This window comes from Streptomyces sp. RKAG290, from assembly GCF_023701695.1.
GTDB lineage: Bacteria > Actinomycetota > Actinomycetes > Streptomycetales > Streptomycetaceae > Streptomyces.
On sequence record NZ_JAJOZC010000001.1, the window covers coordinates 6,215,622 to 6,239,910 of the forward strand.

Sequence of the window (24,289 nt, forward strand, 5' to 3'; positions counted from 1 at the left end):
GCTCCTGCGTACCGCCCGGTCGCGCAGTGCGGGTACGGGCAGACCGCGCACGCACCGGACAAGCAGCGGTACTTGAGCGCCGCTCCCGGAAGGGAGCGCCGCCGGGCAAGGAGGGCCGCATGACCGTACGGCGAGTAATGGGCATCGAGACGGAGTACGGGATCTCCGTGCCCGGCCACCCCAACGCCAATGCCATGCTCACCTCGTCCCAGATCGTCAACGCCTACGCGGCGGCGATGCACCGGGCGCGCCGCGCCCGCTGGGACTTCGAGGAGGAGAACCCGCTGCGAGACGCGCGAGGCTTCGACCTCGCCCGCGAGACCGCCGACTCCAGCCAGCTCACGGACGAGGACATCGGCCTGGCCAATGTCATCCTCACCAACGGGGCACGGCTCTACGTCGACCACGCACACCCCGAGTACAGCTCCCCGGAGATCACGAACCCCAGGGACGCGGTCCTCTGGGACAAGGCCGGCGAACGCATCATGGCCGAAGCCGCCGAACGGGCGGCCCAGCTGCCCGGTGCCCAGCCGATCCACCTGTACAAGAACAACACCGACAACAAGGGCGCCTCGTACGGGACGCACGAGAACTACCTGATGAAGCGGGAGACCCCGTTCTCCGACATCGTGCGCCACCTGACCCCGTTCTTCGTCTCGCGCCAGGTCGTCACGGGCGCGGGCCGGGTCGGGATCGGACAGGACGGCAACGAGCACGGCTTCCAGATCAGCCAGCGCGCCGACTACTTCGAGGTCGAGGTCGGCCTGGAGACCACGCTCAAGCGCCCGATCATCAACACCCGCGACGAGCCGCACTCGGACGCCGAGAAGTACCGCCGGCTCCATGTGATCATCGGCGACGCGAACCTCTCGGAGATCTCCACCTACCTGAAGCTGGGCACCACCTCCCTGGTCCTCTCCATGATCGAGGACGGCTTCATCAACGTCGACCTGGCCGTCGACCAGCCGGTGCGCACGCTGCACCAGGTCTCCCACGACCCGGACCTCCAGCAGCTGATCACTCTGCGCAGCGGGCGGACACTCACCGCGGTGCAGCTCCAGATGGAGTACTTCGAGCTCGGCCGCAAGTACGTCGAGGAGCGGTACGGCGCGGACGCCGACGAACAGACCAAGGACATCCTGATCCGCTGGGAGGACACGCTCAACCGGCTGGAGAACGATCCGATGAGCCTGTCCGGGGAGCTGGACTGGATCGCCAAGCGGGAGCTCATGGAGGGCTACCGCCGCCGCGACGACCTCGACTGGGACGCGGCCCGGCTGCACCTGGTGGACCTCCAGTACGCCGACGTGCGGCCCGACAAGGGCCTCTACAACCGTCTGGCGGCCCGCGGCCGGATGAAGCGCCTGCTGGACGAGAGCGAGGTCGAGCAGGCCCGTACGGCGCCTCCTGAGGACACCAGGGCGTATTTCCGCGGCCGCTGCCTGGAGCAGTACGCCGACGACGTCGCCGCGGCCTCCTGGGATTCGGTCATCTTCGATCTTCCGGGTCACGACTCGTTGCAGCGGGTACCCACCATGGAGCCGCTCCGGGGCACCCGTGAGCACGTCAAGGACCTACTGGACCGGTGTCGTACCGCGGAAGAGCTGGTCCGGGTGCTGTCGGGCGGCTGAAAGGGTCCCCGGCTGGGAATCATTCCCATGACCTCCGGACGTTGAGACAAGTACCGGGCCAATGTCGGACCCCGTAGGTAGGGTCTGATCAAGTGCTTCGAACCGAGCGGGGTGAGCTATATGGCGACCAAGGACACCGGCGGCGGACAGCAGAAGGCGACGCGCTCCACCGAGGAGGTCGAGGAGCAGGCGCAGGACGCGCAGGGCTCCGAGGACCTCAAGGAGCGACAGGAGAAGCTGAGCGACGACGTCGACGACGTTCTGGACGAGATCGACGACGTCTTGGAAGAGAATGCCGAGGATTTCGTTCGAAGCTTCGTGCAAAAAGGCGGCGAGTAACGGGCTCGGCGCCGGATCGGTGCCCCGGTGTGCGGTGCGGGCGGACGCCCGCACCGCACACCGCAGGCGCGGACCGTGCGATCGGTCCGAATGCCTCCGCCACACATGTGGATCACTGCCGCCGGACGGGTAGGGTCCGTGGCACACGGTGCTTCAACTGCAATCCGGCCGTAGGCAAGTTGGGGAGATGATCCTGACACCTTGCGCAGGGCCATCGCTTACCTGGAGGGAAACGCGTGGAAGCCAACACTCGTAGCACCGGGCGTCTACCAGCTGCCTTCCTGACGCCGGGGTCCTCTTCCTTCATGGACTTCCTGTCCGACCAGTCGCCGGGGATGCTTCCGGGCAACCGGCAGCTGCCGCCCCTGAAGGGGGCCATCGAGGCTCCGCACGGCACCACCATCGTCGCGGCGTCGTTCCCCGGCGGTGTGGTGCTGGCCGGTGACCGGCGGGCGACCATGGGCAACATGATCGCGCAGCGCGACATCGAGAAGGTCTTCCCGGCCGACGAGTACTCGGCGGTCGGTATTGCCGGCACGGCCGGACTGGCCGTGGAGATGGTCAAGCTCTTCCAGCTGGAGCTGGAGCACTTCGAGAAGGTCGAGGGCGCCCAGCTCTCCCTGGAGGGCAAGGCGAACCGGCTCTCCACGATGATCCGGAGCAATCTGGCGATGGCCATGCAGGGGCTCGCCGTGGTGCCGCTCTTCGCCGGGTACGACGTCGACCGCGAGCGCGGCCGGATCTTCTCCTACGACGTCACCGGCGGCCGTTCGGAGGAGACGGGATACGCGTCCACCGGCTCGGGGTCGATCTTCGCCCGCAGCGCCATGAAGAAGCTCTACCGCGAGGACCTGACGGAGGAGCAGACGCTCACTCTGGTCGTGCAGGCGCTGTACGACGCGGCGGACGACGACTCGGCGACCGGCGGACCGGACGTGGCCCGGCGCATCTATCCGATTGTCACCGTCATCACCGACGAGGGCTTCCGGAGGCTGACCGAGGCGGAATCCGCCGAGATCGCCCGCTCGATTCTGGAACGCCGGCTGGTGCAGCCCGACGGCCCGCGCGCCGAGCTGCTCTGACCGTTCGTTCCCAGGCTTCTTCGATGCTCTTGTCACTGACAGAAAGGGACGGATAGCCGGTGTCGACGCCGTTCTATGTCTCACCTCAGCAGGCCATGGCCGACCGGGCGGAATACGCCCGGAAGGGCATCGCCCGTGGTCGCAGCCTGGTTGTGCTGCAGTACACCGACGGCATTGTGTTCGTCGGCGAGAACCCGTCCCGTGCGCTGCACAAGTTCAGCGAGATCTATGACCGGATCGGTTTCGCCGCCGCCGGCAAGTACAACGAGTACGAGAATCTCCGCATCGGCGGCGTGCGCTATGCCGATCTGCGTGGATACACCTATGACCGCGACGATGTGACGGCCCGTGGACTGGCGAATGTCTACGCGCAGACACTCGGCACCATTTTCTCCAGTGCGGCCGAGAAGCCGTACGAGGTGGAGCTGGTGGTCGCGGAGGTCGGCGCCGCGGCGGACGGTGACCAGATCTACCGGCTGCCGCACGACGGTTCGATCGTGGACGAGCACGGCTCGGTCGCGGTCGGCGGCAACGCGGAGCAGATCAGCACCTTCCTGGACCAGCGGCACCGTGACGGGATGTCACTCGCCGAGGCCCTGAAGCTGGCGGTGCAGGCGCTGTCCCGCGATCCCAACGGCAGCGAGCGGGAGATCCCCGCGGAGCGGCTGGAGGTCGCGGTCCTGGACCGCACGAGGCCCCAGCAGCGCAAGTTCAAGCGGATCGTCGGCCGGCAGCTGGCGCGGCTGCTGGAGGCGGACGGCGCCGGTTCGACACCGACGGACGCCCCCTCCGACACGGAGGAAGGCGAGGGCGCCGGCACCACCGCGGCCGCGACGGACACCGGCAAGCCGAGCCGGAAGCCCGCCGCCACCGACTCCCCGAAGTCCACTGATTCCACGGATTCCGGTGGGGACGTGGAGTAGTACTCCCGCAGTGTCCGAGCCCCGGTCCGCCTCCTCGGCGGGCCGGGGCTCCGTCATGGGTCCCGGCGGGTGGGCGGGGGAGCGGACGAGCCGCGGACGACCAGGTGCACCGGCAGGCTGCCGGTCTCGGCCTGGCGGCCCTCCAGGACGGCCAGCAGGGCGCTCATGCCGCGCTCACCGACCTGCTCGGCCGGAAGCCGCACCGTGGTGAGTTCCGGTTCGACGGCCGTGGCCAGGGCCAGGTCGTCGAAGCCGGTGACGGAGAGATCGTCCGGTACCCGCAGCCCGAGCCTGCGGGCAGCCTTGCAGGCCCCCGCGGCCAGGATGTCGTCGTCACAGATGACGGCGGTGGGGCGGTGCCCCGGCAGTGCCAGCGCCCGCTCCATGGCCTCGCGGCCGGCCGTGACGTCCAGGGCCGCCGGGACAGTGCGCACGTCGGTGCCGGGCACACCGCGCAGGGCGTCGTGGACGGCGTCGGCGCGGACCGCGAACGTCCAGGTGTCGACGGCCGAGGCGAGATGGACGAAGCGGCGGTGGCCGAGGCCGAGCAGGTGTTCCGTCACCTGGCGCATCCCGTCCGCGACATCGAGGTTGACCCGGGCCGCCGGACCCGGGGCCGAGGGGTCGCTGTCGAGCATGACCAGCGGGAGACCGGCGCCGTGCAGGGCGCCGAGCGCGTCGGCGGCCATCGAGGAGGCGATCACCCCGTCCAGCGCGGCGCGGGCCGAGGCGAAGGGGTCCCTGGCCGGTCCGGTGCCGTCGGGCGAGGGGTAGAGGACGACACCGAAGCCGTGTTCGGCGGCGACCGCGGCGGCGCCGGTGTACACCCGGGCGAAGAACTCGTTGGTGAGCGCCGGGACGACGAGCAGGGCGGTCCTGGTGCTGCCGAGGCGCAGGTTCCGGGCGGCCAGGTTGGGCCGGTAGCCGAGGGCCTCGGCCGCGTCCCGCACGCGCTCCGTGGTGGCCCCGGAGACCCGGCCGCGCCACTTGTCGCCGAGGACCAGCGAGACGGTGGCCTGGGAGACGCCTGCGGCCCGAGCGACGTCACGGCTGGTCGGCCGGGGCGGGCCGGGCTGTGCTGGGCTGGTCACGCGGGCCTCCGGGCCGGTCGGGGCAGGCGCCGTGAGGTGGACCTGCGGACTGGGCTCATGGTACGTATGAAGCAGCAAGTTATACGTAAAACCTCGGGTGGCCGGAAGGGTGCCCCACGGAGAGGGGCGGGACATGGCCGCGGGATATCTGGACATCCTCCGGGCGCGGCATGCCGCCCGGCTGCTGACGGGAACCCTCGTGGGGCGGCTGCCGAACGCCACCGCTCCCATCGCGATCGTGCTGTTCACCCGCGCGGAGGGCGGCAGCTACGCCCTCGCGGGCGCGCTCGCCGCGGTGTACGGGCTGGGCACGGCGGTCGGACAGCCGCTGCTGGGCCGCGCGGTGGACCTGTACGGCCAGCCGCGCGTCCAGCTGCCCGCCGCCGTGCTGTCCGCCCTCGGGATGACCCTGCTCGCCGTGGCCGGGTTCGGGTCGCTGCCCCTGGCCTACGCGGCCGTGGCCGTCGCCGGGCTGGCCACCCCGCCCCTGGAGGGCGGCCTGCGGGCCCTGTGGCCGAGCGTCCTCGGCAGGGAGGACCGGGTGCACCGGGCGTACGCCATGGACGCGGTGGCGCAGGAGGTCATGTTCACGGTGGGCCCGCTGCTGGTGACCGTGCTGGTCTCCCTGCGGTCGCCCGCCGCCGCGCTCGTCGTCATCAACGCGCTCGGTGTCCTCGGGGCGCTCTCCGTCGTCCTGTCCGAGCCTTCCAGGACCTGGCGTTCGGCCCCGCGCGAGGCGCACTGGCTGGGCGCGCTGCGCTCGCCCGGCCTGCTGGCGCTGCTCGGCTCCTTCTTCTTCGTCGGCCTGGCGCTGGGCTCCATCACAGTGGCGGGGGTGGCGTACGCCGACGACCAGGGCCAGGAGTCCGTCTACGGCTGGCTGATGGCCGCCCTGGGGCTCGGCGCGCTGATCGGCGGCGTGTTCTACGGGGCGCGGCAGTGGGCGGGGCCGCCGGAGCGCCGGCTGCGGGTGATCGTGGCGCTCCTCGCGCTCGGCTACCTGCCGCTGGTGCTGACCCCGGGCGTGGTGGCGATGACCCTGCTGGCCGCCGTCGCAGGGGTGTTCCTGGCCCCCGCGATCGCCTGCTCGTTCCTCGTCGTCGACCGGCACGCCCCGCGGGGCACCGTGACGGAGGCGTTCTCCTGGCTCGTGACGACGTTCGGGGTGGGCGCGGCGGCGGGCACGGCGGTGGCGGGTCCGGCTGTGGAACTGGGCGGCACGGCGTGGAGTTTCGCCGTCGCGGGGGCCGGTGGAGTGGCCGCGCTGCTCGTTCTGCTGGCCACCGGAAAGGTCCTCGCAGCTCCCGGGCGTAGTGCTGTCGCGGTGCGAGGATCGGAAAATGATCGAAACGGTGCCGTCGAACCCGGTTTCAGCTCGGGCCATCAGGCGTAATGTTCAGTCATGGACCGCCGCATTTTCGGGCTGGAGAACGAGTACGGCGTCACGTGCACGTTCAGGGGACAGCGCCGACTGTCTCCTGATGAAGTGGCGCGCTACCTCTTCCGCCGTGTTGTGTCATGGGGCCGCAGCAGCAATGTCTTTCTGCGGAACGGCGCCCGCCTCTACCTCGACGTGGGATCGCATCCGGAATATGCAACCCCCGAATGCGACAACCTGACCGAGCTGGTCACCCACGACAAGGCCGGCGAGCGCATTCTCGAAGGCCTGCTTGTCGACGCCGAACGCCGCCTGCACGAGGAGGGAATCGCGGGCGACGTCTATCTCTTCAAGAACAACACCGACTCGGCAGGAAACTCCTACGGATGTCACGAGAACTACCTCGTGGCCCGGCACGGAGAATTCTCCCGGCTCGCGGACATCCTCATTCCCTTCCTCGTCACGAGGCAGCTGATCTGCGGTGCCGGCAAGGTGCTGCAGACCCCGCGGGGCGCCGTGTACTGCGTCAGCCAGCGTGCCGAGCACATCTGGGAGGGCGTCAGTTCCGCGACGACGCGCTCCCGTCCGATCATCAACACCCGGGACGAACCGCACGCGGACGCGGAGCGGTACCGCCGCCTCCACGTCATCGTGGGTGACTCCAACATGTCCGAGACGACCATGCTGCTCAAGGTCGGCGCGACCGACCTGGTGCTCCGCATGATCGAGGCGGGCACGGTGATGCGGGATCTGACGCTGGAGAACCCCATCCGGGCCATCCGCGAGGTCAGCCACGACATCACGGGTCAGCGCAAGGTCCGCCTCGCCAGCGGCCGCGAGGCGTCCGCCATCGAGGTGCAGCGCGAGTACTACGAGAAGGCCGTGGACTTCGTGGACCGCCGCGGCATCCGCACGGGCAACGTCGAGAAGGTCCTCGAACTGTGGGGCCGCACACTCGACGCGATCGAGGCCGAGGACCTCGACCGGATCGGTACCGAGATCGACTGGGTCATGAAGTACAAGCTCATCGAGCGGTACCGGGCCAAGCACAACATGACCATGTCGAATCCGCGGGTCGCCCAGATAGACCTCGCCTACCACGACATCCACCGCCGGCGCGGTCTGTACTACTTGCTGGAACGCAAGGGGCAGGCCGCTCGTATCTGCAACGACCTGAAGATCTTCGAGGGTAAATCGGTGCCCCCGCAGACCACCAGGGCGCGGCTGCGTGGCGACTTCATCCGGCGGGCCCAGGAGCAGCGGCGGGACTTCACCGTCGACTGGGTCCATCTCAAGCTCAACGACCAGGCGCAGCGCACGGTGTTGTGCAAGGACCCGTTCCGTTCCGTGGACGACCGGGTGGAGAAGCTGATCGCGGGCATGTGAGCCGACGCAGGAGGATGCCTCGGCTCCTGGGGCCTGTCGCAGGCCCTGGCGCGACTCGGGCCCCGTACGTTCCTCGTACGGGGCCCTGCCCACGCCCTAGAGTGTCGGGGACCCCCCTGGGCCGTGTGCGCGAAGTCTCGTCCGGCCTGCGATGTCCGGCACGCACGTGCGCAAGGCGCCGCAGGCCCCGCCCTCCGGGCGGACGACGACTTCGCGGACACGCCCCACCACATGTGCCGTCTGAGATCTGAGGAACCAGTGCGCCGACTTGCCGGCCTTCTAGTCGTCCCCCTGCTGCTGCTGTCAGCGGGCTGCGGTGGCGACGACAAGGGCTCCGACTCCGCTTCCGCCTCCGCGTCCGCCTCCTCCAAGGACGGATTCCCCGCGATCACCGCGGGCGCGAAGTTCGGCGAGAAGCCCACCCTGGCCAAGGGCACGGGAACGCCGCCCAAGGAGCTCAAGACCAACGTTGTCAGTGAGGGTGACGGCGCGAAGCTCAAGAACGGCGACGCGATCCAGGTCAACTACCTCGGACAGGCGTGGGACTCCACCAAGCCGTTCGACAACAGCTTCGACCGCAAGCAGCCGTTCGATCTGACGCTCGGCGCGGGCATGGTCATCCAGGGCTGGGACAAGGGCCTCGTCGGCCAGAAGGTCGGCAGCCGCGTCGAGCTGGTCATCCCGCCGGAGCTCGGTTACGGCACGCAGGGCCAGGGTGACATCAAGCCGAACGCCACCCTCGTCTTCGTCGTCGACATCCTGAAGGCGAAGCAGATCCCGGCGTCCGCCAAGGGCACCGTGGTCGCCCAGGACAACGTCGACCTGCCGAAGGTGGGCACGAAGACCGACGGCAAGGCGCCGTCGCTCACGGTCCCCAGCAAGTCCGCCCCGCCCAAGAAGCTGGTCTCCAACTACGTCCTGGAGTCCAAGGGCGAGGTCATCAAGGAGACCGACAGCGTCGTCGTGAACTACGTGGCCAAGCTGTGGAAGGACGGCAAGACGTTCGACAGCACCTACGCGACGGGCAAGACGCAGACCTTCCCGTTGGCCCAGGTCACCCTCAAGGGTCTGAAGAACGGCCTGATCGGGAAGAAGATCGGCAGCCGTGTGCTGCTCGTCGTCCCGCCGGACCAGGCCTTCGGCAACAAGGCGCAGCAGTCGATCCCCAAGAACTCGACTCTCGTCTTCGCCGTGGACATCCTGGCGAAGATGTAAGACTGTCCGGGTTGCCCAGTTCATCATTTAGAGGAGCAAGTCAGTGAGCATCGAGAAGCCCGAGATCGACTTCCCGGGTGGCGAGCCGCCGGCCGACCTGGAGATCAAGGAGATCTGGGAAGGCGACGGCCCGGTGGCCCAGGCCGGCCAGACGGTCTCCGTCCACTACGTGGGCGTGGCCTTCTCCACCGGTGAGGAGTTCGACGCCTCCTGGAACCGCGGCACCCCGCTCCAGTTCCAGCTCGGTGGCGGTCAGGTCATCAAGGGCTGGGACCAGGGCGTGCAGGGCATGAAGGTCGGCGGCCGTCGCCAGCTGACCATCCCCGCGCACCTCGCCTACGGTGACCGCGGCGCCGGCGGCGGCGCCATCGCCCCGGGTGAGACGCTGATCTTCGTCTGCGACCTGGTCGCTGTCTGATCCCGCGCCTGTGCGCTCCGAGGGCCCGTGCCGCAAGGCACGGGCCCTCGCTTTTGTCCGGACACCCCGGAGCGGTACGGTCGAGGGTCGTAGAGCAAAACAGAGAGGGCGTCGATGGCGATTGCCAAGGCCGAGCGGCTGATGAACCTGGCACTGTGTCTGCTGGGGACCCGGCGCCCGCTCAGCAAGCGCGAACTGCGCGGATCCATCGAGGCCTATCTGGAGGCGGGGTCCGACGACGCCTTCAACCGGATGTTCGAGCGCGACAAGGACGATCTGCGCGAGCTCGGTCTGGTCATCGAGACCGTGGAGAACCTGGACGGCGACACCGGCTATCTCGCCCGTCGCGACAGCAACCGGCTGCCCCCGATCACGCTGGACGCCGAGGAGGCCGCCGCGCTCGGACTGGCCGCCAAGGTGTGGCAGCAGGCCCGGCTGGCCGGCGCGGCCAGCGGCGCCCTGCAGAAGCTGCGGGCCGCGGGCATGCCGGAGGCCGAGGACGCCTACGAGGTGCACAGCGCACTCGAACCCCGCATCCCCGTCCATGAGGCCGCCTTCGAACCGCTGATGCTCGCCTGCCGTGACCGCCGGCCGGTGACCTTCGACTACCGCAAGGGCAACTCCGCCCGCCCCGAGCAGCGCCAGGTCGAGCCTTGGACGCTGGAGTGCTGGCGCGGCCACTGGTACCTGGCCGGCTGGGACCGGGGCGGGGCGCGGAGCGGGTGTTCCGGCTCTCCCGGATCGCCGGCAAGGTGCGCTCCAGGGCCGGCGCGTTCACCGCCGAGGTGCCCGACGTCGTCACTGTCCGCGAGACCGTCGAGAGCTGGGCCGGCGAGACGGCCACCCGCACCGCCCTGATCAGGCTGCGGGCCGACTCCGGCTACCCGCTGCGAGCCCGGGCGATATCGGTCCGGGAACTCGGCGACGGGTGGGAGGAGTTGGAGATTCCGTACGGACACGGCCTGGACGCCTGGCTCGTCGAGTTCGGCCCGGACGTCGTCGTGCAGGAACCTGCGGATCTGCGGGCCGACGTGGTGGACCGGCTGCGCGCCGTGGCCAAGGACTGAGGGGACCGTATTCATGGCCACGAACGCCATCGACCAGACCCGCCGGATGCTCTCGCTGGTGACGTACCTGCGCGAGCGCCCCGGCGCGCACGTCCAGGACGTCGCACGGGCCTTCGGGATCACCGAGGACGAGCTCATCTCGGACCTCGACGTCCTGCCCATGTGCGGGACCAGCTTCCGCGGCGGCGACCTGCTGGACATCGACACCGACGGCGACCGGATCTGGTGGCACAACCCGGACGACGTCGCCGAGCCGCTCCGGCTCGCCGCCGACGAGGCGACGGCCCTGCTGGTCGCCGCCCGCGCCGTCGCGACGCTGCCCGGACTGCGCGAGAGCGACCGGCAGGCCCTGCTGCGGGCCACCGCCAAGCTGGAGGCCGCCGCCGGTGAGGTCGGGGCGGCGAGCTCCCGGCTCTCGGTCACCTTCGAGTCCGAGGGCGGTGTCTTCGCCGACGTGGACCGGGCGATCTCCGAGCGGCGCCGGCTCTGGCTGCGCTACTACTCGCCCGCGCGCGACGAGCTCACCGAACGCGAGGTGGACCCCATCCGGCTCTTCGCCGTGGGACACACCTACATGGAGGCCTGGTGCCGGTCCTCCGAGGACCGACGTACGTTCCGCCTCGACCGGGTCGCCGAGATCCGGCTGCTCGACGAGCCGGCCGCGCCGCCGGAGCTGGAGCTGCGGGACCTGTCCGAGGGGCTCGTCCAGCCCGCCGCCGAGGACCCCGAGGTCGTGGTCGAGGTCGGTCCCGGCGGGCGCTGGGTCGCCGAGTACTACCCGCACGACAGCGCCCACGAGCTGCCCGACGGCGGTCTGCGGATCACACTGCGCACCCCCGACCCCGCCTCGCTGCGCAGGCTCGCGCTCCGGCTCGGCGGGGAGGGGCGCATCGTCTCGCCGCCGGAGCTGGCCCAGAGCGCCCAGCGGGCGGCCCGTGCGGCGCTCGCCGCCTACGACGGCCTGGTCTGAGGGGACACCTGAGGAGATATGAACCATATGTCTGTGGTCTCGGGTATTTCTTCCGTCCCGACCGTGGTCGTTCCCGATTCGGTGCGTTTCCGGGCCGCCTGCCCGGACTGCCGTGCGCGGTTCGAGCTGGCGGCTGGCGCCATCCGGCTCGCGATCGGCGGCTCCAGCAGGACGACGTTCTACTCCTTCACCTGCCCGGAGTGCGACGCCGCCGTCCGCAGGCCCGCGGGCGAGCGGATAGTCGAACTGCTCACCAGTGGCGGCGTGCGGACGCTGCGCCTGCACACCCGCCTTCAGGCGTCGGACACCGGACACTAGAAAAATCGAGGCTCTGCGCATGTTCTGGCCCATGCTCGCCATCGCCCTGGGGTTCCTCGGGATCGCCGTCCTCGGCGTGCTGGCCATCAAGGTCTTCATCGAGGCCCAGCGCCTCGGTCACCAGGTGACACGCACCACGGAGCGCATCAACCGCGCCGCCGAGGACCTGGAGACCGCGGCCGCGAACCTGGCGGCCACGGGCGAATCCCTGCGGTAGCGTGCCCGCCCGATCAGGGCGGGTGCGGCCTCCTGTTTCTCAGTTTCGAGGGGTACGCTGCTGGTGACGGCCCAGGCAGGGAGGTGCGGGCCGCTATCGAATGTATGCACGGGCATTGCCTCGCGTTTACTCCCGCGGGTTACGATCGCTGCCGGCGAATCGTCGGATGTGTGTCCGGCCCAGGGCAGCGAGCCCACCTCCAGCCGCCTCAGCGAGAAGGAAGCACATCATGGGCAATCTGAAGCCTCTCGAGATCGTTCTGATCATCGCTGTCATTCTGCTGTTGTTCGGTGCCAAGAAGCTTCCCGACATGGCCCGTTCGCTCGGCAAGTCGGCCCGCATCCTCAAGAGCGAGGCCAAGGCGATGCGTAAGGACGACGAGCCCGCGGCCACGACGGACGCGCCCGCCGACCAGCCGCCCGCCGCCGCGCGCACGATTCAGGCCGCCCCCGGCGATGTCACGAGCTCCCGCCCGGTGAACGAAGCAAAGCCCACCACCCAGAGCTGACAGCTGACGGGTTCCTCCGACAGCTGCCGCACGAGACGAGGGAAGTGGGTTGCTCAAGTCTGCCCGCAAGCAGGAGAAGGACGGCGAGGGGCGGATGCCTCTCGCTGATCACCTGCGTGAGTTGCGTAACCGACTGCTGATCGCGGTCCTGGCGGTCGTCGTCATCACGTCGATCACGGCCTTCTTCTACAAGGACCTGATCGACTTCCTGATCCGTCCGATCCTCGGGTCGGTCGGCTGCAGCGGTGGCGAGCACAAGCAGGTGAACGGCCGCCCCTGCGCCGAGATGACGGTGAACGGTCTGGTCGGTCCGTTCTCCATCGCGCTCAAGGTCTCCCTCATGGCCGGAGTGGTGTTCTCCACCCCGGTCTGGCTCTACCAGCTCTGGGCGTTCCTGGCCCCGGGTCTGCACAAGCACGAGAAGCGGTACGCGCTCAGCTTCGTCGGCGCGGGTGTGCCGCTCTTCCTCGTGGGTGCGGCTCTCGCGTACAAGCTGATGCCGCAGACCGCGGCGGTGCTGCTCGACTTCACACCGGACAACACGACGAACCTGCTGCCCGTCGACGACTACCTCGACATCGTCACGCGCATGGTGATCGTCTTCGGTCTCGCCTTCGAGCTGCCGCTCCTGCTCGTCCTGCTGAACTTCACCGGGGTGCTCACGGCCAAACGGCTCGCGTCCTGGTGGCGGGCCATGATCATGGGCATCACGGTCTTCGCCGCGGTGGCCACCCCGACGGGTGACCCGCTGACGATGATGACGCTGGCCGCGCCGATCGTGGTGCTCTACTTCCTCGCGCTCGGCATCTGCATCGTCAACGACCGGCGCAGGCGTCACAACAACCCCGACGCCGAGCTGGACGACGACGAGGCCTCGGATCTCGACCTCACCCCCGAGGACATCGGCGACATGGAGAACGTGTCGGCGTCGCGGACCTCGCTGCCCGAACAGGCCGACGGGGAACAGGACGGCGGACGATCCCCCCGGCCGAACGGTTACGACGACATCACCTGACCTTGTAAGGTCCCCCGGGTGACCAGCGAGATCACTCTTTTCGTCAATCCCACCGCAGGACGCGGCCGGGGCGCGCGCGCCGCGCAGCCGGCCGCTTCCGCGTTGCGGGACGCCGGATTCTCCGTCCGTACGGTCCTCGGCGAGGACGCCGACGACGCGTTGCGGCGGGCGCGCGAGGCCGTGGCCGAGGGGACCGGTGCGCTGATAGCCGTGGGCGGGGACGGAATGATGTCCCTCGCCCTGCAGGCTGTCGCCGGGACGCTGACGCCGCTGGGCGTCGTGGCCGTCGGCACCGGGAACGACTTCGCCCGCGCACTCGGGATGCCCGTACGGGACCCGGCCGCCGCCGGCCGGCTGGCCGCCGCGGCGCTCAAGTCGGGCGCGGTCCGTGACATCGACCTCGGCCGGGCCGGTGACCGGTGGTTCGGGTCGGTGCTCGCCTCCGGCTTCGACTCCCGGGTCAACGACCGGGGCAACCGGATGCGGTGGGGCGGCCGGTTCAAGTACGACCTGGCGATGCTCGCCGAACTCGCCGCGTTCCGGCCCGTCGCGTACCGCATGAGCCTCGACGGCGGCCCGGTCAGGGAGATCGAGGCCACGCTCGTCGCCGTCGGCAACGGATCGACCTACGGCGGCGGCATGCGGATCTGCGCGGACGCCGTCATGGATGACGGGCTCTTCGACGTGACGGTGGTCGGCGACTGCACCCGCACCACGCTGCTCAAGGTGTTCCCCAAGGTCTACCGGGGAACCCACCTGGGCCACCCGGTCGTCAGCGTGCACCGGGTCTCCTCGATCAGCCTCGAAGCCGTCGGTGTCACCGCGTACGCGGACGGTGAACCCCTCGGCGCGCTGCCGCTGACCGCCACCTGTGTACCGGGCGCGGTCAGGGTGCTCGGGACGGGTCCTGCCACCGGGAAATAAAGATCGCTTCACTGTCCGAGGCGGCGGGTAGGCTCGTGGACAAGATGACAGAGGACCTCTCACCAGCTGAGCGATACCAGGCTTCCCGGATCCGAGCCGCCGAGCAGGCGACCGCCCTCGGGCCGTTCCGCGAGATGTACGAGTTCGATCTGGATCCGTACCAGATCGAGGCCTGCGGGGCGCTGGAGGCAGGCAAGGGCGTGCTCGTCGCGGCCCCTACCGGCTCGGGCAAGACGATCGTCGGCGAGTTCGCCGTGCACCTGGCCCTGGAGCAGGGCCGCAAGTGCTTCTACACCACGCCGATCAAGGCCCTGTCCAACCAGAAGTTCGCCGACCTGGTCAAGCGCTACGGCGCGGACAAGGTGGGCCTGCTGACCGGGGACAACAGTGTCAACGCGGATGCCCCGGTGGTCGTCATGACCACCGAGGTGCTGCGGAACATGCTGTATGCGGGCTCCCAGGCGCTGACCGGACTCGGCTACGTGGTGATGGACGAGGTGCACTACCTCTCCGACCGCTTCCGGGGCGCGGTCTGGGAAGAGGTGATCATCCACCTGCCCGAGTCCGTGACCCTCGTATCGCTGTCGGCGACCGTGTCCAACGCCGAGGAGTTCGGCGACTGGCTGGACACCGTCCGCGGCGACACCGCCGTGATCGTCTCCGAGCACCGGCCGGTACCGCTCTGGCAGCACGTGCTGGCCGGCCGCCGGATGTACGACCTCTTCGAGGAGGAGAGCGACCACGGCGGCCGCGGCGTCGCACGCCGCGAGGTCAACCCCGACCTCGTCCGGCTCGCCCGCATGGAGAACCAGCGCGGATACAACCCGCGTGAGCGCCGGCGCGGAAAGATGGTCCGCGAGGCGGACCGCGAACGCGAGCGGCGGCAGCGCAGCCGGATCTGGACGCCGTCGAGGCCCGAGGTCATCGACCGGCTGGACGCCGAGGGACTGCTGCCCGCCATCACGTTCATCTTCAGCAGGGCAGGCTGCGAGGCCTCCGTGCAGCAGTGCCTGGCCGCCGGGCTGCGGCTCAACGACGAGGACAAGCGCCGGCTGGTGCGGGAGATCGTCGAGGCGCGTACGGCGTCGATCCCCGGCGAGGACCTCCATGTCCTCGGCTACTACGAATGGCTCGAAGGGCTGGAGCGGGGCATCGCCGCGCACCACGCCGGCATGCTGCCGACCTTCAAGGAGGTCGTCGAGGAGCTCTTCGTGCGCGGCCTCGTCAAGGCGGTCTTCGCGACGGAGACGCTGGCCCTCGGCATCAACATGCCCGCGCGTTCCGTGGTCCTGGAGAAGCTCGTCAAGTGGAACGGCGAGCAGCACGCGGACATCACCCCCGGCGAGTACACCCAGCTCACCGGCCGGGCCGGGCGCCGCGGCATCGACGTCGAGGGTCACGCGGTGGTGCTCTGGCAGCGGGGCATGGACCCGGGAGCGCTGGCCGGGCTCGCGGGCACGCGTACGTATCCGCTCCGCTCCAGTTTCCGGCCCTCGTACAACATGGCCGTGAATCTGGTGCAGCAGTTCGGACGGCACCGCTCGCGCGAGCTGCTGGAGACCTCGTTCGCACAGTTCCAGGCGGACCGGTCGGTGGTCGGGATCTCCCGGCAGGTCCAGAAGAACGAGGAGGGGCTGGAGGGATACCGCGAGGGAATGACCTGCCACCTCGGTGACTTCGAGGAGTACGCGCAGCTGCGCCGCGATCTCAAGGACCGCGAGACGGAGCTCGCCAAGCAGGGTGCCACGCAGCGGCGGGCCGCGGCGGCGGCGTCCCTGGAGAAGCTCAAGCCCGGTGACGTCATCCATGTGCCGACCGGGAAGTTCGCCGGACTGGCGCTCGTCCTCGACCCGGGCCTGCCCGCGGGGCGGACCAACGGGCACGGGCACCGCGGCCTCGAATACCACGACGGGCCGCGGCCGTTGGTGCTGACGTCCGAGCGTCAGGTCAAGCGACTGGCCTCGATCGACTTCCCGGTGCCGGTGGAGGCGCTGGAGCGGATGCGCGTGCCGAAGTCGTTCAACCCGCGTTCGCCGCAGTCGCGGCGCGATCTGGCGTCCGCGCTGCGGACCAAGGCCGGGCACATCGTGCCGGACCGGCACCGCCGGGAGCGGTCCGGCGCAGCCGACGACCGGGAGATCGCGCGCTACCGGGCCGAGTTGCGCGCCCACCCCTGCCACGGGTGCGACGAGCGCGAGGACCATGCGCGCTGGGCGGAGCGGTACCACCGGCTGCAGCGCGACACCCAGCAGCTGGAGCGCCGCATCGAGGGGCGCACCAACACGATCGCCCGCACCTTCGACCGGATCGTGGCGCTGCTCACCGAGCTCGACTATCTGCGGGGCAGCGAGGTCACCGAGCACGGACGGCGGCTGGCCCGGCTGTACGGCGAGCTCGACCTGCTGGCGAGCGAGTGCCTGCGGGCGGGTGTGTGGGAGGGGCTGAACCCTGCCGAACTCGCCGCGTGCGTGTCGGCGTTGGTGTACGAGGCGCGGCAGTCCGACGACGCGGTGGCGCCCAAGCTGCCGTCCGGACCGGCGAAGACCGCGATGGGCGAGATGGTCCGGATCTGGGGGCGGCTCGATGCCCTGGAGGAGGACTTCAAGATCAACCAGGCGGAGGGTGTCGGGCAGCGCGAACCCGACCTCGGATTCGCCTGGGCGGTCTACATGTGGGCCTCCGGCCGGACGCTGGACGAGGTGCTGCGCGAGGCGGAGATGCCGGCGGGGGACTTCGTGCGGTGGTGCAAGCAGGTGATCGACGTGCTGGGGCAGGTGGCGGCCGCCGCGCCGCGCGAGGGTAGTTCGGTGGGGCGGAATGCGCGCAAGGCGGTTGACGAGGTGTTGCGCGGGGTGGTGGCGTACAGCTCGGTGGGGTGAGGTGGGCGGGGCGGTGATTGGTGGGGTGCGGTGGGCGGTGCGGGTGGGGCGCTTGCGGCGGCCTGTTCCCCTACCCGCCCTTCCCGTGACCGGGGCTCCGCCCCGGGCCCCGCTCCTCAATCGCCGGAGGGGCTGAAAACGTGGCTCCTCACGGGCTGAGGCGGCGGGTGGAGCCGTGCCGGTACGTGCGCCAGCTGCCGTGTTCCGTGATGTCCTTCGATCCCTGCACGGCATACGGCTCGCACAGGAAGCCGGGGGCTGTGGTGCCGTCGGACAGGTCCAGCCGGCCCAGCGTCATCGGGTACGGCAGTGATGCCGCCAGGGCGCCGAGGCCCTCTGCGGGGAGTTCCCAGAGCTCCGTCTCGATGGCGGCGCCCCCCTCGTCCGTCCGTACCAGGCCCGGCTTGGGCGGGGTCGTGGCCAGGGCGTAGAGGCGGTAGACGGGTGCCGTGGTCGTCGTACGGATCAGCCGGGCGCCCAGGGACAGGAGTTGCGGGTTGAGCGGTTCGCCGGTCAGGTGGGCGCCGGCCACCGCGAGGCGGACGGGCGGGGTCAGCAGCGCGGCGATCCGGGCCAGGCGTTCGTCGGTGTGGGCCGGGCCGACCAGCATCACGCCGAACGGCAGGCCCGCCACCTCGCCCGCGGGGGCGGCCACCGCGCACAGGCCGAACAGGTTGGTGGAGTTGGTGAACCGGCCGAGGCGGGCGTTCGTCCCCAGCGGGTCGGCTGCCACCTCGGCGAGGGTGGGATGGCCGGCGGCCGTGGGGAGCAGCAGCGCGTCCGCGTCGCCGAGTGCCTCCATGGCCGTGGTACGAAGCCGGGCCAGCCGGTCCTGGTCCGCGAAGACGCGGTGTGCGGGAATGTCCCGGGCCGCGGTGACGATGCCCGCCACCGTGGGGTCCAGGTCCGGCGGACCGCTGTCGACGAACGGGCCCACCGCGGTGTAGCGCTCGGCGACGAACGCCCCCTCGTACAGCATCGCCGCCGCTTCAGTGAAGGGGGTGAGGTCCAGGGGACGCAGCTCGGCGCCGGCTGCGCGGAGGCGGGCGGCCGCTGCCTCGTAGGCCTGCGCCCAGCCCGGGTCGAGCTCGCCGAGCTGCCCGGTGGGCGGCACCGCGATCCGCCAAGGGCCCGGAGTACGGGCGGGCACGGGGTGCGGTGCGGCGACGGGGGACGCCATCAGGGCGAGCGCCTCCTGGGCCTCGGGGAGCGTACGGGCGAAGACGGTGACGCAGTCCAGGCTGGCGCAGGCAGGGACCACGCCCTCCGTCGGGACGAGGCCGCGCGTCGGCTTCAGGCCCACGATGCCGTTGAACGCCGCCGGGACCCGGCCGGAGCCCGCCGTGTCCGTGCCGAGCGCGAGGTCCGCGATGCCGAGCGCGACGGCGACCGCCGAACCGGAGCTGGAACCGCCGCTGACGCGGTCCGGCGCATGGGCGTTGCGCACCGCGCCGTACGGGGAGCGGGTGCCGACCAGTCCGGTGGCGAACTGGTCCAGGTTGGTGGTGCCGATCACCAGCGCGCCCGCCGCTCGCAGCCGGGCCACGACGGGGGCGTCCGCGGCGGGGTCGTACGCGTAGGAGGGGCACCCCGCCGTGGTGGGCAGGCCGCCCACGTCGATGTTGCCCTTGACCGCCAGCAGCCGGCCCGCCAGGGGGAGGAACTCGCCTGCTGCCAGGCGGGTTCCGAGGCCCCGGGCCTCGTCCTCCAGGTCGGACTGCGGGCGCAGGCCGATCCAGATCTCCGGGCGGTCCACCGCCTCGATACGGGCGTAGGCGGCGCGGACGCGGGCGAGAACGGGAGCAGGCGTCAGGGGGCTCATCGGTGGGCTCCTTCGCTCGTGCCGGAGAGGGGGGCCAGGGTCAGCAGGGCCGTGCCGGGTTCCACCTGGGCGCCGGGCCGGGTGAGGATCGCGGCGACCACGCCGTCCGCCGGGGCATGCACCCGGGACTCCATCTTCATCGCCTCCAGCGCGAGCAGCGGCTGACCCGCCGTCACCGTGTCACCCTCGGCCACATTCAGCTGCCAGACCGATGCGGCGAACTCGGCCTCCACCAGCCGCCCGCCCGGAGGCACCGTCACCTCGGCTGCCGGGGACGGCGGCGCGGACGCCGCGTCCGCCCGGTCGAACTCGCCGGCCGCCTCCCACGCGTCCCGCTCCGCCGAAAAGGCCGCGCCCTGCCGGGTGCGGAACGCGGCGATCGAGTCCGCGTTCGCCGCCAGGAACTCCTCGTACCGGGCCAGCGAGAACTCGCCCTCCTCGATCCGCGGTACGAAGCGGCCGGACGTGATGTCGGCGCGGAGCTCCAGGAGTTCGTCGGCCTCCACCGGATACCACTTGATGCGGTCGAAGAAGCGCAGCAGCCACGGTGCACCCTGCTCGAAGGCGCCGCGCTGCTGCCAGCCCGACCAGACCTGCGTGGTGCGGCCGACGAACTGGTAGCCGCCCGGCCCCTCCATGCCGTAGACGCAGAGGTAGGCGCCGCCGATGCCGACGGAGTTCTCCGCCGTCCAGGTGCGGGCCGGGTTGTACTTGGTGGTGACCAGGCGGTGGCGCGGGTCCAGCGGGGTGGCGACCGGCGCGCCGAGGTAGACGTCGCCGAGGCCCATCACCAGGTACTCGGCGTCGAACACCGTGCGGTACACGTCGTCCACCGTGTCCATGCCGTTGACCCGGCGGATGAACTCGATGTTCCACGGGCACCAGGGTGCGTCGTCCCGGACGCCCGCCATGTAGCGGGCGATGGCCTCGCGGGTCGCCGGATCGTCCCAGGAGAGCGGCAGGTGCACCGTGCGGGAGGGGACGGTCAGGGCGTCGGTGGGCGGCAGGGCGGCCTCGGTGCGGTGGAGCAGCTCCAGCAGCTCGCTCTGGGCGAGGACCGTGGGGTCGGTCTGGATCTGGAGCGAGCGGATGCCCGGGGTCAGGCCGGTGATCCCGGGGACGGCAGCGGCCGTCAACGCCTCCATGAGGGCGTGGACGCGCATGCGCAGCGCCAGGTCCAGTTGCATCGGCCCGTACTCGACCAGGACGTTGTCGTCGCCGCTGCGGCGGTAGGTGAGGACGTCGTCGCGGTACAGGATGCCGCCGTCGACGATCTCCGGGCGGGGCTCGCCGGTCACCGTCACGGGCCTGAAGCGGACCGTGTCGCCGGGCCGCAGCTGGCCCAGTTTCCAGCGTTCGCCCGTCACCACCGTCGCCGGGCAGACGAAGCCGCCGAGCGAGGGGCCGTCCGGGCCCAGCAGCACCGGCATGTCGCCGGTGTAGTCGACCGCGCCCACGGAGTACGGCGTGTCATGGATGTTGGACGGGTGCAGTCCCGCCTCGCCGCCGTCGGTGCGGGCCCAGCGCGGTTTCGGGCCGATCAGCCGGACGCCGGTACGGGCCGAGTTGAAGTGGACCTTCCAGTCGGCCGCGTAGAACTCGTGGATGTCCTCCTCGGTGAAGAACTCCGGCGCCGCGTGCGGGCCTTCGGCCGCGGCGATGTGCCAGCTGCCCGTGAGCCGCGGCCGGTCGGGAACCGGGACGGGGAGGGCCGCCGGTACGCGGCTGCCGCCGTGCAGGACGTCCCCGGTGCGCAGCGCCCGGCCACCGTGCCCGCCGAAGCCGCCGAGCGTGAAGGTGGCCGCGCTGCCGAGGAACTCCGGCACGTCCAGGCCACCGCCGCCGAACAGGACGTACGTGCGCAGGCCGGGCCCGTCCGGTGCGCCGACCGCGAGCGTCGCGCCCGCCGGGACGGTCAGCGGCTCCCACTGGGGGACCGGTGCGCCGTCGAGCGTCAGCGGGGCCGGTGCACCCGTGACGCAGACGGTCGTGGGGTGGGTGAAGCGCAGGGCCGGGCCCTGCAGGGTGCACTCCAGGCCGGGCGCGCCAGGAGTGTTGCCGAGCGCGGTGTTCCCGAGACGGAACGACAGGTCGTCCATCGGGCCCGACGGCGGCACACCGACCTGCCAGTAGCCGGTGCGGCCGGGGTGGTCCTGGACGGTGGTGAGGGTGCCGCCGGAGACCACCTCGATGCGGGGTGTCGGGTCGGCGATCGTGGCCAGCGTGGCGGTGGAGTGCGTCGCGGTACGGACCCGGTCGTCGGCCAGGGCGGCCCGGACCAGGCCCAGGTTGGTCTCGATGCCGTCGATGCGGGTGGCGGCGAGCGCCGCGTCCAGCCGGGCCAGGGCGTCGGCGCGGTCGGTGCCGTGCGCGATGACCTTGGCCAGCATCGGGTCGTACGAGGTCGTCACCTCCGTGCCCGTCTCGATCCACCCGTCCACCCGCAGCCCCTCGCCCCGGGGGAAGTCGACCCGGGTCAGCAGACCGGCGCCGGGGCGGTGGTCGCGGCTCGGGTCCTCGGCGTAGAGCCGGGCCTCCACCGCGTGGCCGAGGGGCGCGTCCGGTTGCCGCACGACCGCGGTGTCGCCCTGGGCCAGGCGCAGCATCCACTCGACCAGGTCGACGCCGTGGATCTCCTCGGTTACCGGGTGCTCGACCTGGAGCCGGGTGTTGACCTCCAGGAAGTACGCCTCGGCGCGGGCGGCGTCGTAGACGAACTCCACGGTCCCGGCGGAGCGGTAGCCGACCGAGGCGCACAGTTCCCGCGCGGAGTCGGTCAGTTGGGTGCGGATGTGCGCGGGGAGGTCAGGGGCCGGGGCCTCTTCGAGGACCTTCTGGTTGCGGCGCTGCAGCGAGCAGTCGCGGTCGCCGAACGTCACCACGCGGCCGTACCCGTCGCCGAAGACCTGCACCTCCACATGGCGGGCGTTCTCGACCAGGCGCTCCAGGAAGACCCCCGCCGAGGAGAAGGAGGCGGCGGCCACCCGCTGCACGCGCTCCCAGGCACCGGCGAGTTCCTCGGCCGACCGGCAGGCCGACATGCCGATACCGCCGCCGCCACCGGTCGCCTTGAGCATCACGGGATAGCCGATGACCTCCGCCGCGGCCAGGGCGGAGGTCAGACCGGGGAGGAGTCCGGTGCCGGGGGCGAGCGGTACACCCGCCGCCTCGGCCGCGGCCCGCGCGGTGTGCTTGGCGCCGAAGAGGTCCAGCTGGCCGGCGGTCGGGCCGACGAAGACGATGCCGGCGTCCTCGCACCGCCGGGCGAACTCCGCGTCCTCGGAGAGGAACCCGTACCCCGGATGGATCGCCCCGGCCCCGGTGTCCTTCGCGGCCTTCAGCACCAGGTCGGCGTCCAGGTAGGACTCCTTGGCGGGCGCCGGGCCCAGCCGGACGGCCTCGTCGGCGAGGCGGACGTGCGGGGCCGACCGGTCGGGGTCGGAGAAGACGGCGACCGTACGCAGGCCGAGGCGGCGGGCCGTGCGGATGATGCGCACCGCGATCTCGCCGCGGTTGGCGATGAGCAGGGTGTCGAAGGTCATCGGCTCGTCCCGGTGATGGTGGCTTCGACCGCGGTCGGGTCGAAACCGTTGCAGGGGTTGTTGATCTGGGGGCAGTTGGAGATCAGCACGAGTACGTCCGTCTCGGCGCGCAGCGTGAGAGCGAGGCCGGGGGCGGAGAGACCGTCGACGATGCCGAGCGTGCCGTCCTGCTCCACCGGCACGTTCATGTACCAGTTGATGTTGGACACCAGATCGCGTTTGCCGAGCCCGTGCCGGGCGCCCTCGGCCAGGAAGTTGTCCACACAGGCGTGCTGCGACCAGGTGTGATGGCCGTAGCGAAGGGTGTTGGACTCCTTGGAGCAGGCGCCGCCGACGGTGTCGTGGCGGCCGCAGGTGTCCGCGGTGACCGTCATCAGCGGGGTGTGCTCGTTGGACATCAGCACACTGCCGGTGCTGAGGAAGATCCCGCCCCCGGCCTGGATCGTGTCGGGCGCGCTGTAGCGGACGGCCGTGTCCCTGGCCTCGTACACCAGGAAGTCCACCGCCTGGTTGCCGTGCAGATCCGTGAGGGTGAGTTCCTCGCCCGCCCGGACGGTCGCGGACCAGGCCGCGCGGGCCGGGATGACGCTCCTCAGGAGGACCGTGCCGGTCGTGGTCATGCGAGCCCCCGTGCGGTGAGGAAGTCGAGTGTGTTGAGGAAGGCGCGGCGGCCCTCCGGCGTGGCGTCCCAGAGGGGATCTCCGGGGGCGGCCGGCCGGTCGCGCCAGGCCAGCACCTCCAGCGCGGTGCTGGTGTAGCGGGGGCGCGGGTCCAGCGGATGCGGGACGTTCGCGATCAGTACGGTCAGGTCCTGCTCCGCGCGCAGGGTCACCGCCGCGCCCGCGCCGGCCGAGCCGGTGAACTCCGCGGCGCCGTCCTCCCGGATCGCCACCCCCTGGAAGAAGGAGAGCGAGGGCGGCAGGTCGCGCGGGCCGAGGCCGTTCTTCGCGGCGGCCAGCTTGAGCAGTTCCAGTCCGGCCGGCGAGGGCGACTGCGGGGTGCCGTCGCCGTACCGTTCGGTGTTCCGGCGCAGGGTGGAGGTGCCGCACAGGGCGTCGTGGCGGCCCGAGGAGTCCGCCGTCACCGACGCCAGCACCCGTCCCTGGTCGGAGAGGAGCAGCCGGCCGGCGCCCAGATAGGCGTTCCACTGGACCTTCACCGTGTCCGCGGTGTTGAGCCGCTCCCACGGCCGCCCGTCGGCGTACAGCAGCAGATGGGCGCAGGCGTCGCCCGCGAGGTCCGTGAGCCGCAGCGCGGTGCCGCGCGCCAGCACGCGGTGCGTGTAGTTGCCGCCCGCGACCGTCTCGGCCCAGACCGGGGGGCCGGGGGTGACGTCCGGCCAGTCGCTCGCGGGTACCACGGGCATGGTCCCGGTGCGGGTGCCGTCCTGGGCCCGGGCGTGATCCCGGGCTCCGTGTGTCGTCGCTGTCGCCATGGCTGACCCTCCGGCTCGACGTGTCGCCGGCCTTGCTCTCCGCCGGTCTTGGTTTCTGTCGCGTGACAGAAATTAGGAGAGCGGGGATTCGGGGCCATTGCCCGTCCGTTGCGGGCGAGTTACCGAGTC

20 protein-coding genes and 2 pseudogenes are annotated in these 24,289 nt (G+C 70.9%); 17 read left to right on the forward strand and 5 right to left on the reverse strand.

Translation table 11 applies throughout. The annotated features are described in order from the left end of the window. The first annotated feature begins 119 nt into the window (after window positions 1-119). The 5 genes and pseudogenes from dop to prcA all read left to right on the forward strand — a co-directional run bounded on the left by dop (window position 120) and on the right by prcA (window position 3,975). Window positions 120-1,631, forward strand: coding sequence for a depupylase/deamidase Dop (gene dop, locus LNW71_RS27460; protein WP_250970662.1), 1,512 nt, complete (start codon window positions 120-122; stop codon window positions 1,629-1,631). A gap of 120 nt (window positions 1,632-1,751) precedes the next feature. After that, complete coding sequence (locus LNW71_RS27465; RefSeq protein WP_250970663.1) at window positions 1,752-1,970, forward strand: ubiquitin-like protein Pup; 219 nt, start codon at window positions 1,752-1,754, stop codon at window positions 1,968-1,970. 92 nt (window positions 1,971-2,062) lie between these two features. After that, window positions 2,063-2,255, forward strand: a pseudogene (locus tag LNW71_RS27470) (endonuclease domain-containing protein); the annotation flags it as partial. Then, window positions 2,207-3,052, forward strand: a complete 846-nt coding sequence (gene prcB / locus LNW71_RS27475; RefSeq protein WP_250970664.1) for a proteasome subunit beta — start codon at window positions 2,207-2,209, stop codon at window positions 3,050-3,052. The pseudogene LNW71_RS27470 and the gene prcB, both read left to right, overlap by 49 nt. Before the next feature lie 59 nt (window positions 3,053-3,111). After that, complete coding sequence (gene prcA / locus LNW71_RS27480; RefSeq protein ID WP_250970665.1) at window positions 3,112-3,975, forward strand: proteasome subunit alpha; 864 nt, start codon at window positions 3,112-3,114, stop codon at window positions 3,973-3,975. A 53-nt stretch (window positions 3,976-4,028) separates the two neighbouring features. Here prcA and LNW71_RS27485 read toward each other — a convergent pair whose 3' ends face one another. Then, entirely contained in the window at window positions 4,029-5,066 is a 1,038-nt protein-coding gene (locus tag LNW71_RS27485; protein WP_250970666.1) for a LacI family DNA-binding transcriptional regulator, read from the reverse strand. A gap of 133 nt (window positions 5,067-5,199) precedes the next feature. Here LNW71_RS27485 and LNW71_RS27490 point away from each other — a divergent pair, with 133 nt between their 5' ends. From LNW71_RS27490 to LNW71_RS27545, 12 genes and pseudogenes are all read left to right on the forward strand, one after another. Next, the gene (locus LNW71_RS27490; RefSeq protein WP_250970667.1) at window positions 5,200-6,459 is read left to right on the forward strand and encodes an MFS transporter; all 1,260 of its coding nucleotides are present in this window, start codon (window positions 5,200-5,202) and stop codon (window positions 6,457-6,459) included. A 9-nt stretch (window positions 6,460-6,468) separates the two neighbouring features. Then, on the forward strand, window positions 6,469-7,830 hold the full coding sequence (gene pafA / locus LNW71_RS27495) for a Pup--protein ligase (RefSeq protein WP_123468669.1): 1,362 nt from the start codon (window positions 6,469-6,471) through the stop codon (window positions 7,828-7,830). Window positions 7,831-8,088: 258 nt separating this feature from the next. Beyond that, the gene (locus LNW71_RS27500) at window positions 8,089-9,045 is read left to right on the forward strand and encodes an FKBP-type peptidyl-prolyl cis-trans isomerase (RefSeq protein ID WP_250970668.1); all 957 of its coding nucleotides are present in this window, start codon (window positions 8,089-8,091) and stop codon (window positions 9,043-9,045) included. A 43-nt stretch (window positions 9,046-9,088) separates the two neighbouring features. Further along, a complete protein-coding gene (locus LNW71_RS27505; RefSeq protein WP_250970669.1) occupies window positions 9,089-9,463 on the forward strand; it encodes an FKBP-type peptidyl-prolyl cis-trans isomerase in 375 nt (124 codons plus the stop codon). A 114-nt stretch (window positions 9,464-9,577) separates the two neighbouring features. Then, a pseudogene (locus tag LNW71_RS27510) lies at window positions 9,578-10,530 on the forward strand (helix-turn-helix transcriptional regulator). Window positions 10,531-10,543: 13 nt separating this feature from the next. Then, complete coding sequence (locus LNW71_RS27515; protein WP_250970670.1) at window positions 10,544-11,500, forward strand: WYL domain-containing protein; 957 nt, start codon at window positions 10,544-10,546, stop codon at window positions 11,498-11,500. A gap of 18 nt (window positions 11,501-11,518) precedes the next feature. Further along, window positions 11,519-11,818 (forward strand): hypothetical protein, encoded by a 300-nt coding sequence (locus LNW71_RS27520; protein WP_250970671.1) that lies wholly within the window; start codon window positions 11,519-11,521, stop codon window positions 11,816-11,818. 19 nt (window positions 11,819-11,837) lie between these two features. Further along, the gene (locus tag LNW71_RS27525) at window positions 11,838-12,035 is read left to right on the forward strand and encodes a hypothetical protein (RefSeq protein ID WP_250970672.1); all 198 of its coding nucleotides are present in this window, start codon (window positions 11,838-11,840) and stop codon (window positions 12,033-12,035) included. Between the two features lie 226 nt (window positions 12,036-12,261). Further along, window positions 12,262-12,543 carry a Sec-independent protein translocase subunit TatA gene (gene tatA, locus LNW71_RS27530; protein ID WP_250972167.1) on the forward strand — a complete coding sequence of 94 codons (282 nt, stop codon included), beginning with the start codon at window positions 12,262-12,264 and terminating at the stop codon, window positions 12,541-12,543. A 49-nt stretch (window positions 12,544-12,592) separates the two neighbouring features. Then, window positions 12,593-13,558: a twin-arginine translocase subunit TatC gene (gene tatC / locus LNW71_RS27535; protein ID WP_250970673.1), complete on the forward strand. Its 966-nt coding sequence runs from the start codon at window positions 12,593-12,595 to the stop codon at window positions 13,556-13,558. 18 nt (window positions 13,559-13,576) lie between these two features. Then, window positions 13,577-14,482 (forward strand): diacylglycerol kinase, encoded by a 906-nt coding sequence (locus LNW71_RS27540; RefSeq protein ID WP_250970674.1) that lies wholly within the window; start codon window positions 13,577-13,579, stop codon window positions 14,480-14,482. Window positions 14,483-14,526: 44 nt separating this feature from the next. Then, entirely contained in the window at window positions 14,527-17,361 is a 2,835-nt protein-coding gene (locus tag LNW71_RS27545) for an RNA helicase (protein ID WP_250972168.1), read from the forward strand. A gap of 148 nt (window positions 17,362-17,509) precedes the next feature. On the opposite strand, the gene atzF is transcribed toward LNW71_RS27545, so the two are convergent. From atzF to LNW71_RS27565, 4 genes are read right to left on the reverse strand one after another with little or no spacing between them, the layout of a single operon-like run. After that, window positions 17,510-19,183 (reverse strand): allophanate hydrolase, encoded by a 1,674-nt coding sequence (gene atzF / locus LNW71_RS27550; protein WP_250970675.1) that lies wholly within the window; start codon window positions 19,181-19,183, stop codon window positions 17,510-17,512. Then, the gene (locus LNW71_RS27555) at window positions 19,180-22,725 is read right to left on the reverse strand and encodes a 5-oxoprolinase/urea amidolyase family protein (RefSeq protein WP_250970676.1); all 3,546 of its coding nucleotides are present in this window, start codon (window positions 22,723-22,725) and stop codon (window positions 19,180-19,182) included. The genes atzF and LNW71_RS27555 overlap by 4 nt, the downstream gene beginning before the upstream one ends. Beyond that, window positions 22,722-23,345, reverse strand: a complete 624-nt coding sequence (locus LNW71_RS27560; RefSeq protein WP_250970677.1) for an urea amidolyase associated protein UAAP2 — start codon at window positions 23,343-23,345, stop codon at window positions 22,722-22,724. Before LNW71_RS27560 ends, LNW71_RS27555 begins: the two co-directional genes overlap by 4 nt. Then, the gene (locus LNW71_RS27565; protein WP_250970678.1) at window positions 23,342-24,160 is read right to left on the reverse strand and encodes an urea amidolyase associated protein UAAP1; all 819 of its coding nucleotides are present in this window, start codon (window positions 24,158-24,160) and stop codon (window positions 23,342-23,344) included. Before LNW71_RS27565 ends, LNW71_RS27560 begins: the two co-directional genes overlap by 4 nt. Window positions 24,161-24,289 lie beyond the last annotated feature (129 nt).

Bases quoted from the DNA above. Each gene is read 5' to 3' on its own strand.
- dop (WP_250970662.1), top strand. From the start codon at position 120: ATGACCGTACGGCGAGTAATGGGCATCGAGACGGAGTACGGGATCTCC.
- LNW71_RS27465 (WP_250970663.1), top strand. From the start codon at position 1,752: ATGGCGACCAAGGACACCGGCGGCGGACAGCAGAAGGCGACGCGCTCC.
- LNW71_RS27490 (WP_250970667.1), top strand. From the start codon at position 5,200: ATGGCCGCGGGATATCTGGACATCCTCCGGGCGCGGCATGCCGCCCGG.
- pafA (WP_123468669.1), top strand. From the start codon at position 6,469: ATGGACCGCCGCATTTTCGGGCTGGAGAACGAGTACGGCGTCACGTGC.
- LNW71_RS27515 (WP_250970670.1), top strand. From the start codon at position 10,544: ATGGCCACGAACGCCATCGACCAGACCCGCCGGATGCTCTCGCTGGTG.
- LNW71_RS27520 (WP_250970671.1), top strand. From the start codon at position 11,519: ATGAACCATATGTCTGTGGTCTCGGGTATTTCTTCCGTCCCGACCGTG.
- LNW71_RS27525 (WP_250970672.1), top strand. From the start codon at position 11,838: ATGTTCTGGCCCATGCTCGCCATCGCCCTGGGGTTCCTCGGGATCGCC.
- LNW71_RS27545 (WP_250972168.1), top strand. From the start codon at position 14,527: ATGACAGAGGACCTCTCACCAGCTGAGCGATACCAGGCTTCCCGGATC.
- atzF (WP_250970675.1), bottom strand. From the start codon at position 19,183: ATGAGCCCCCTGACGCCTGCTCCCGTTCTCGCCCGCGTCCGCGCCGCC.
- LNW71_RS27555 (WP_250970676.1), bottom strand. From the start codon at position 22,725: ATGACCTTCGACACCCTGCTCATCGCCAACCGCGGCGAGATCGCGGTG.
- LNW71_RS27560 (WP_250970677.1), bottom strand. From the start codon at position 23,345: ATGACCACGACCGGCACGGTCCTCCTGAGGAGCGTCATCCCGGCCCGC.
- LNW71_RS27565 (WP_250970678.1), bottom strand. From the start codon at position 24,160: ATGGCGACAGCGACGACACACGGAGCCCGGGATCACGCCCGGGCCCAG.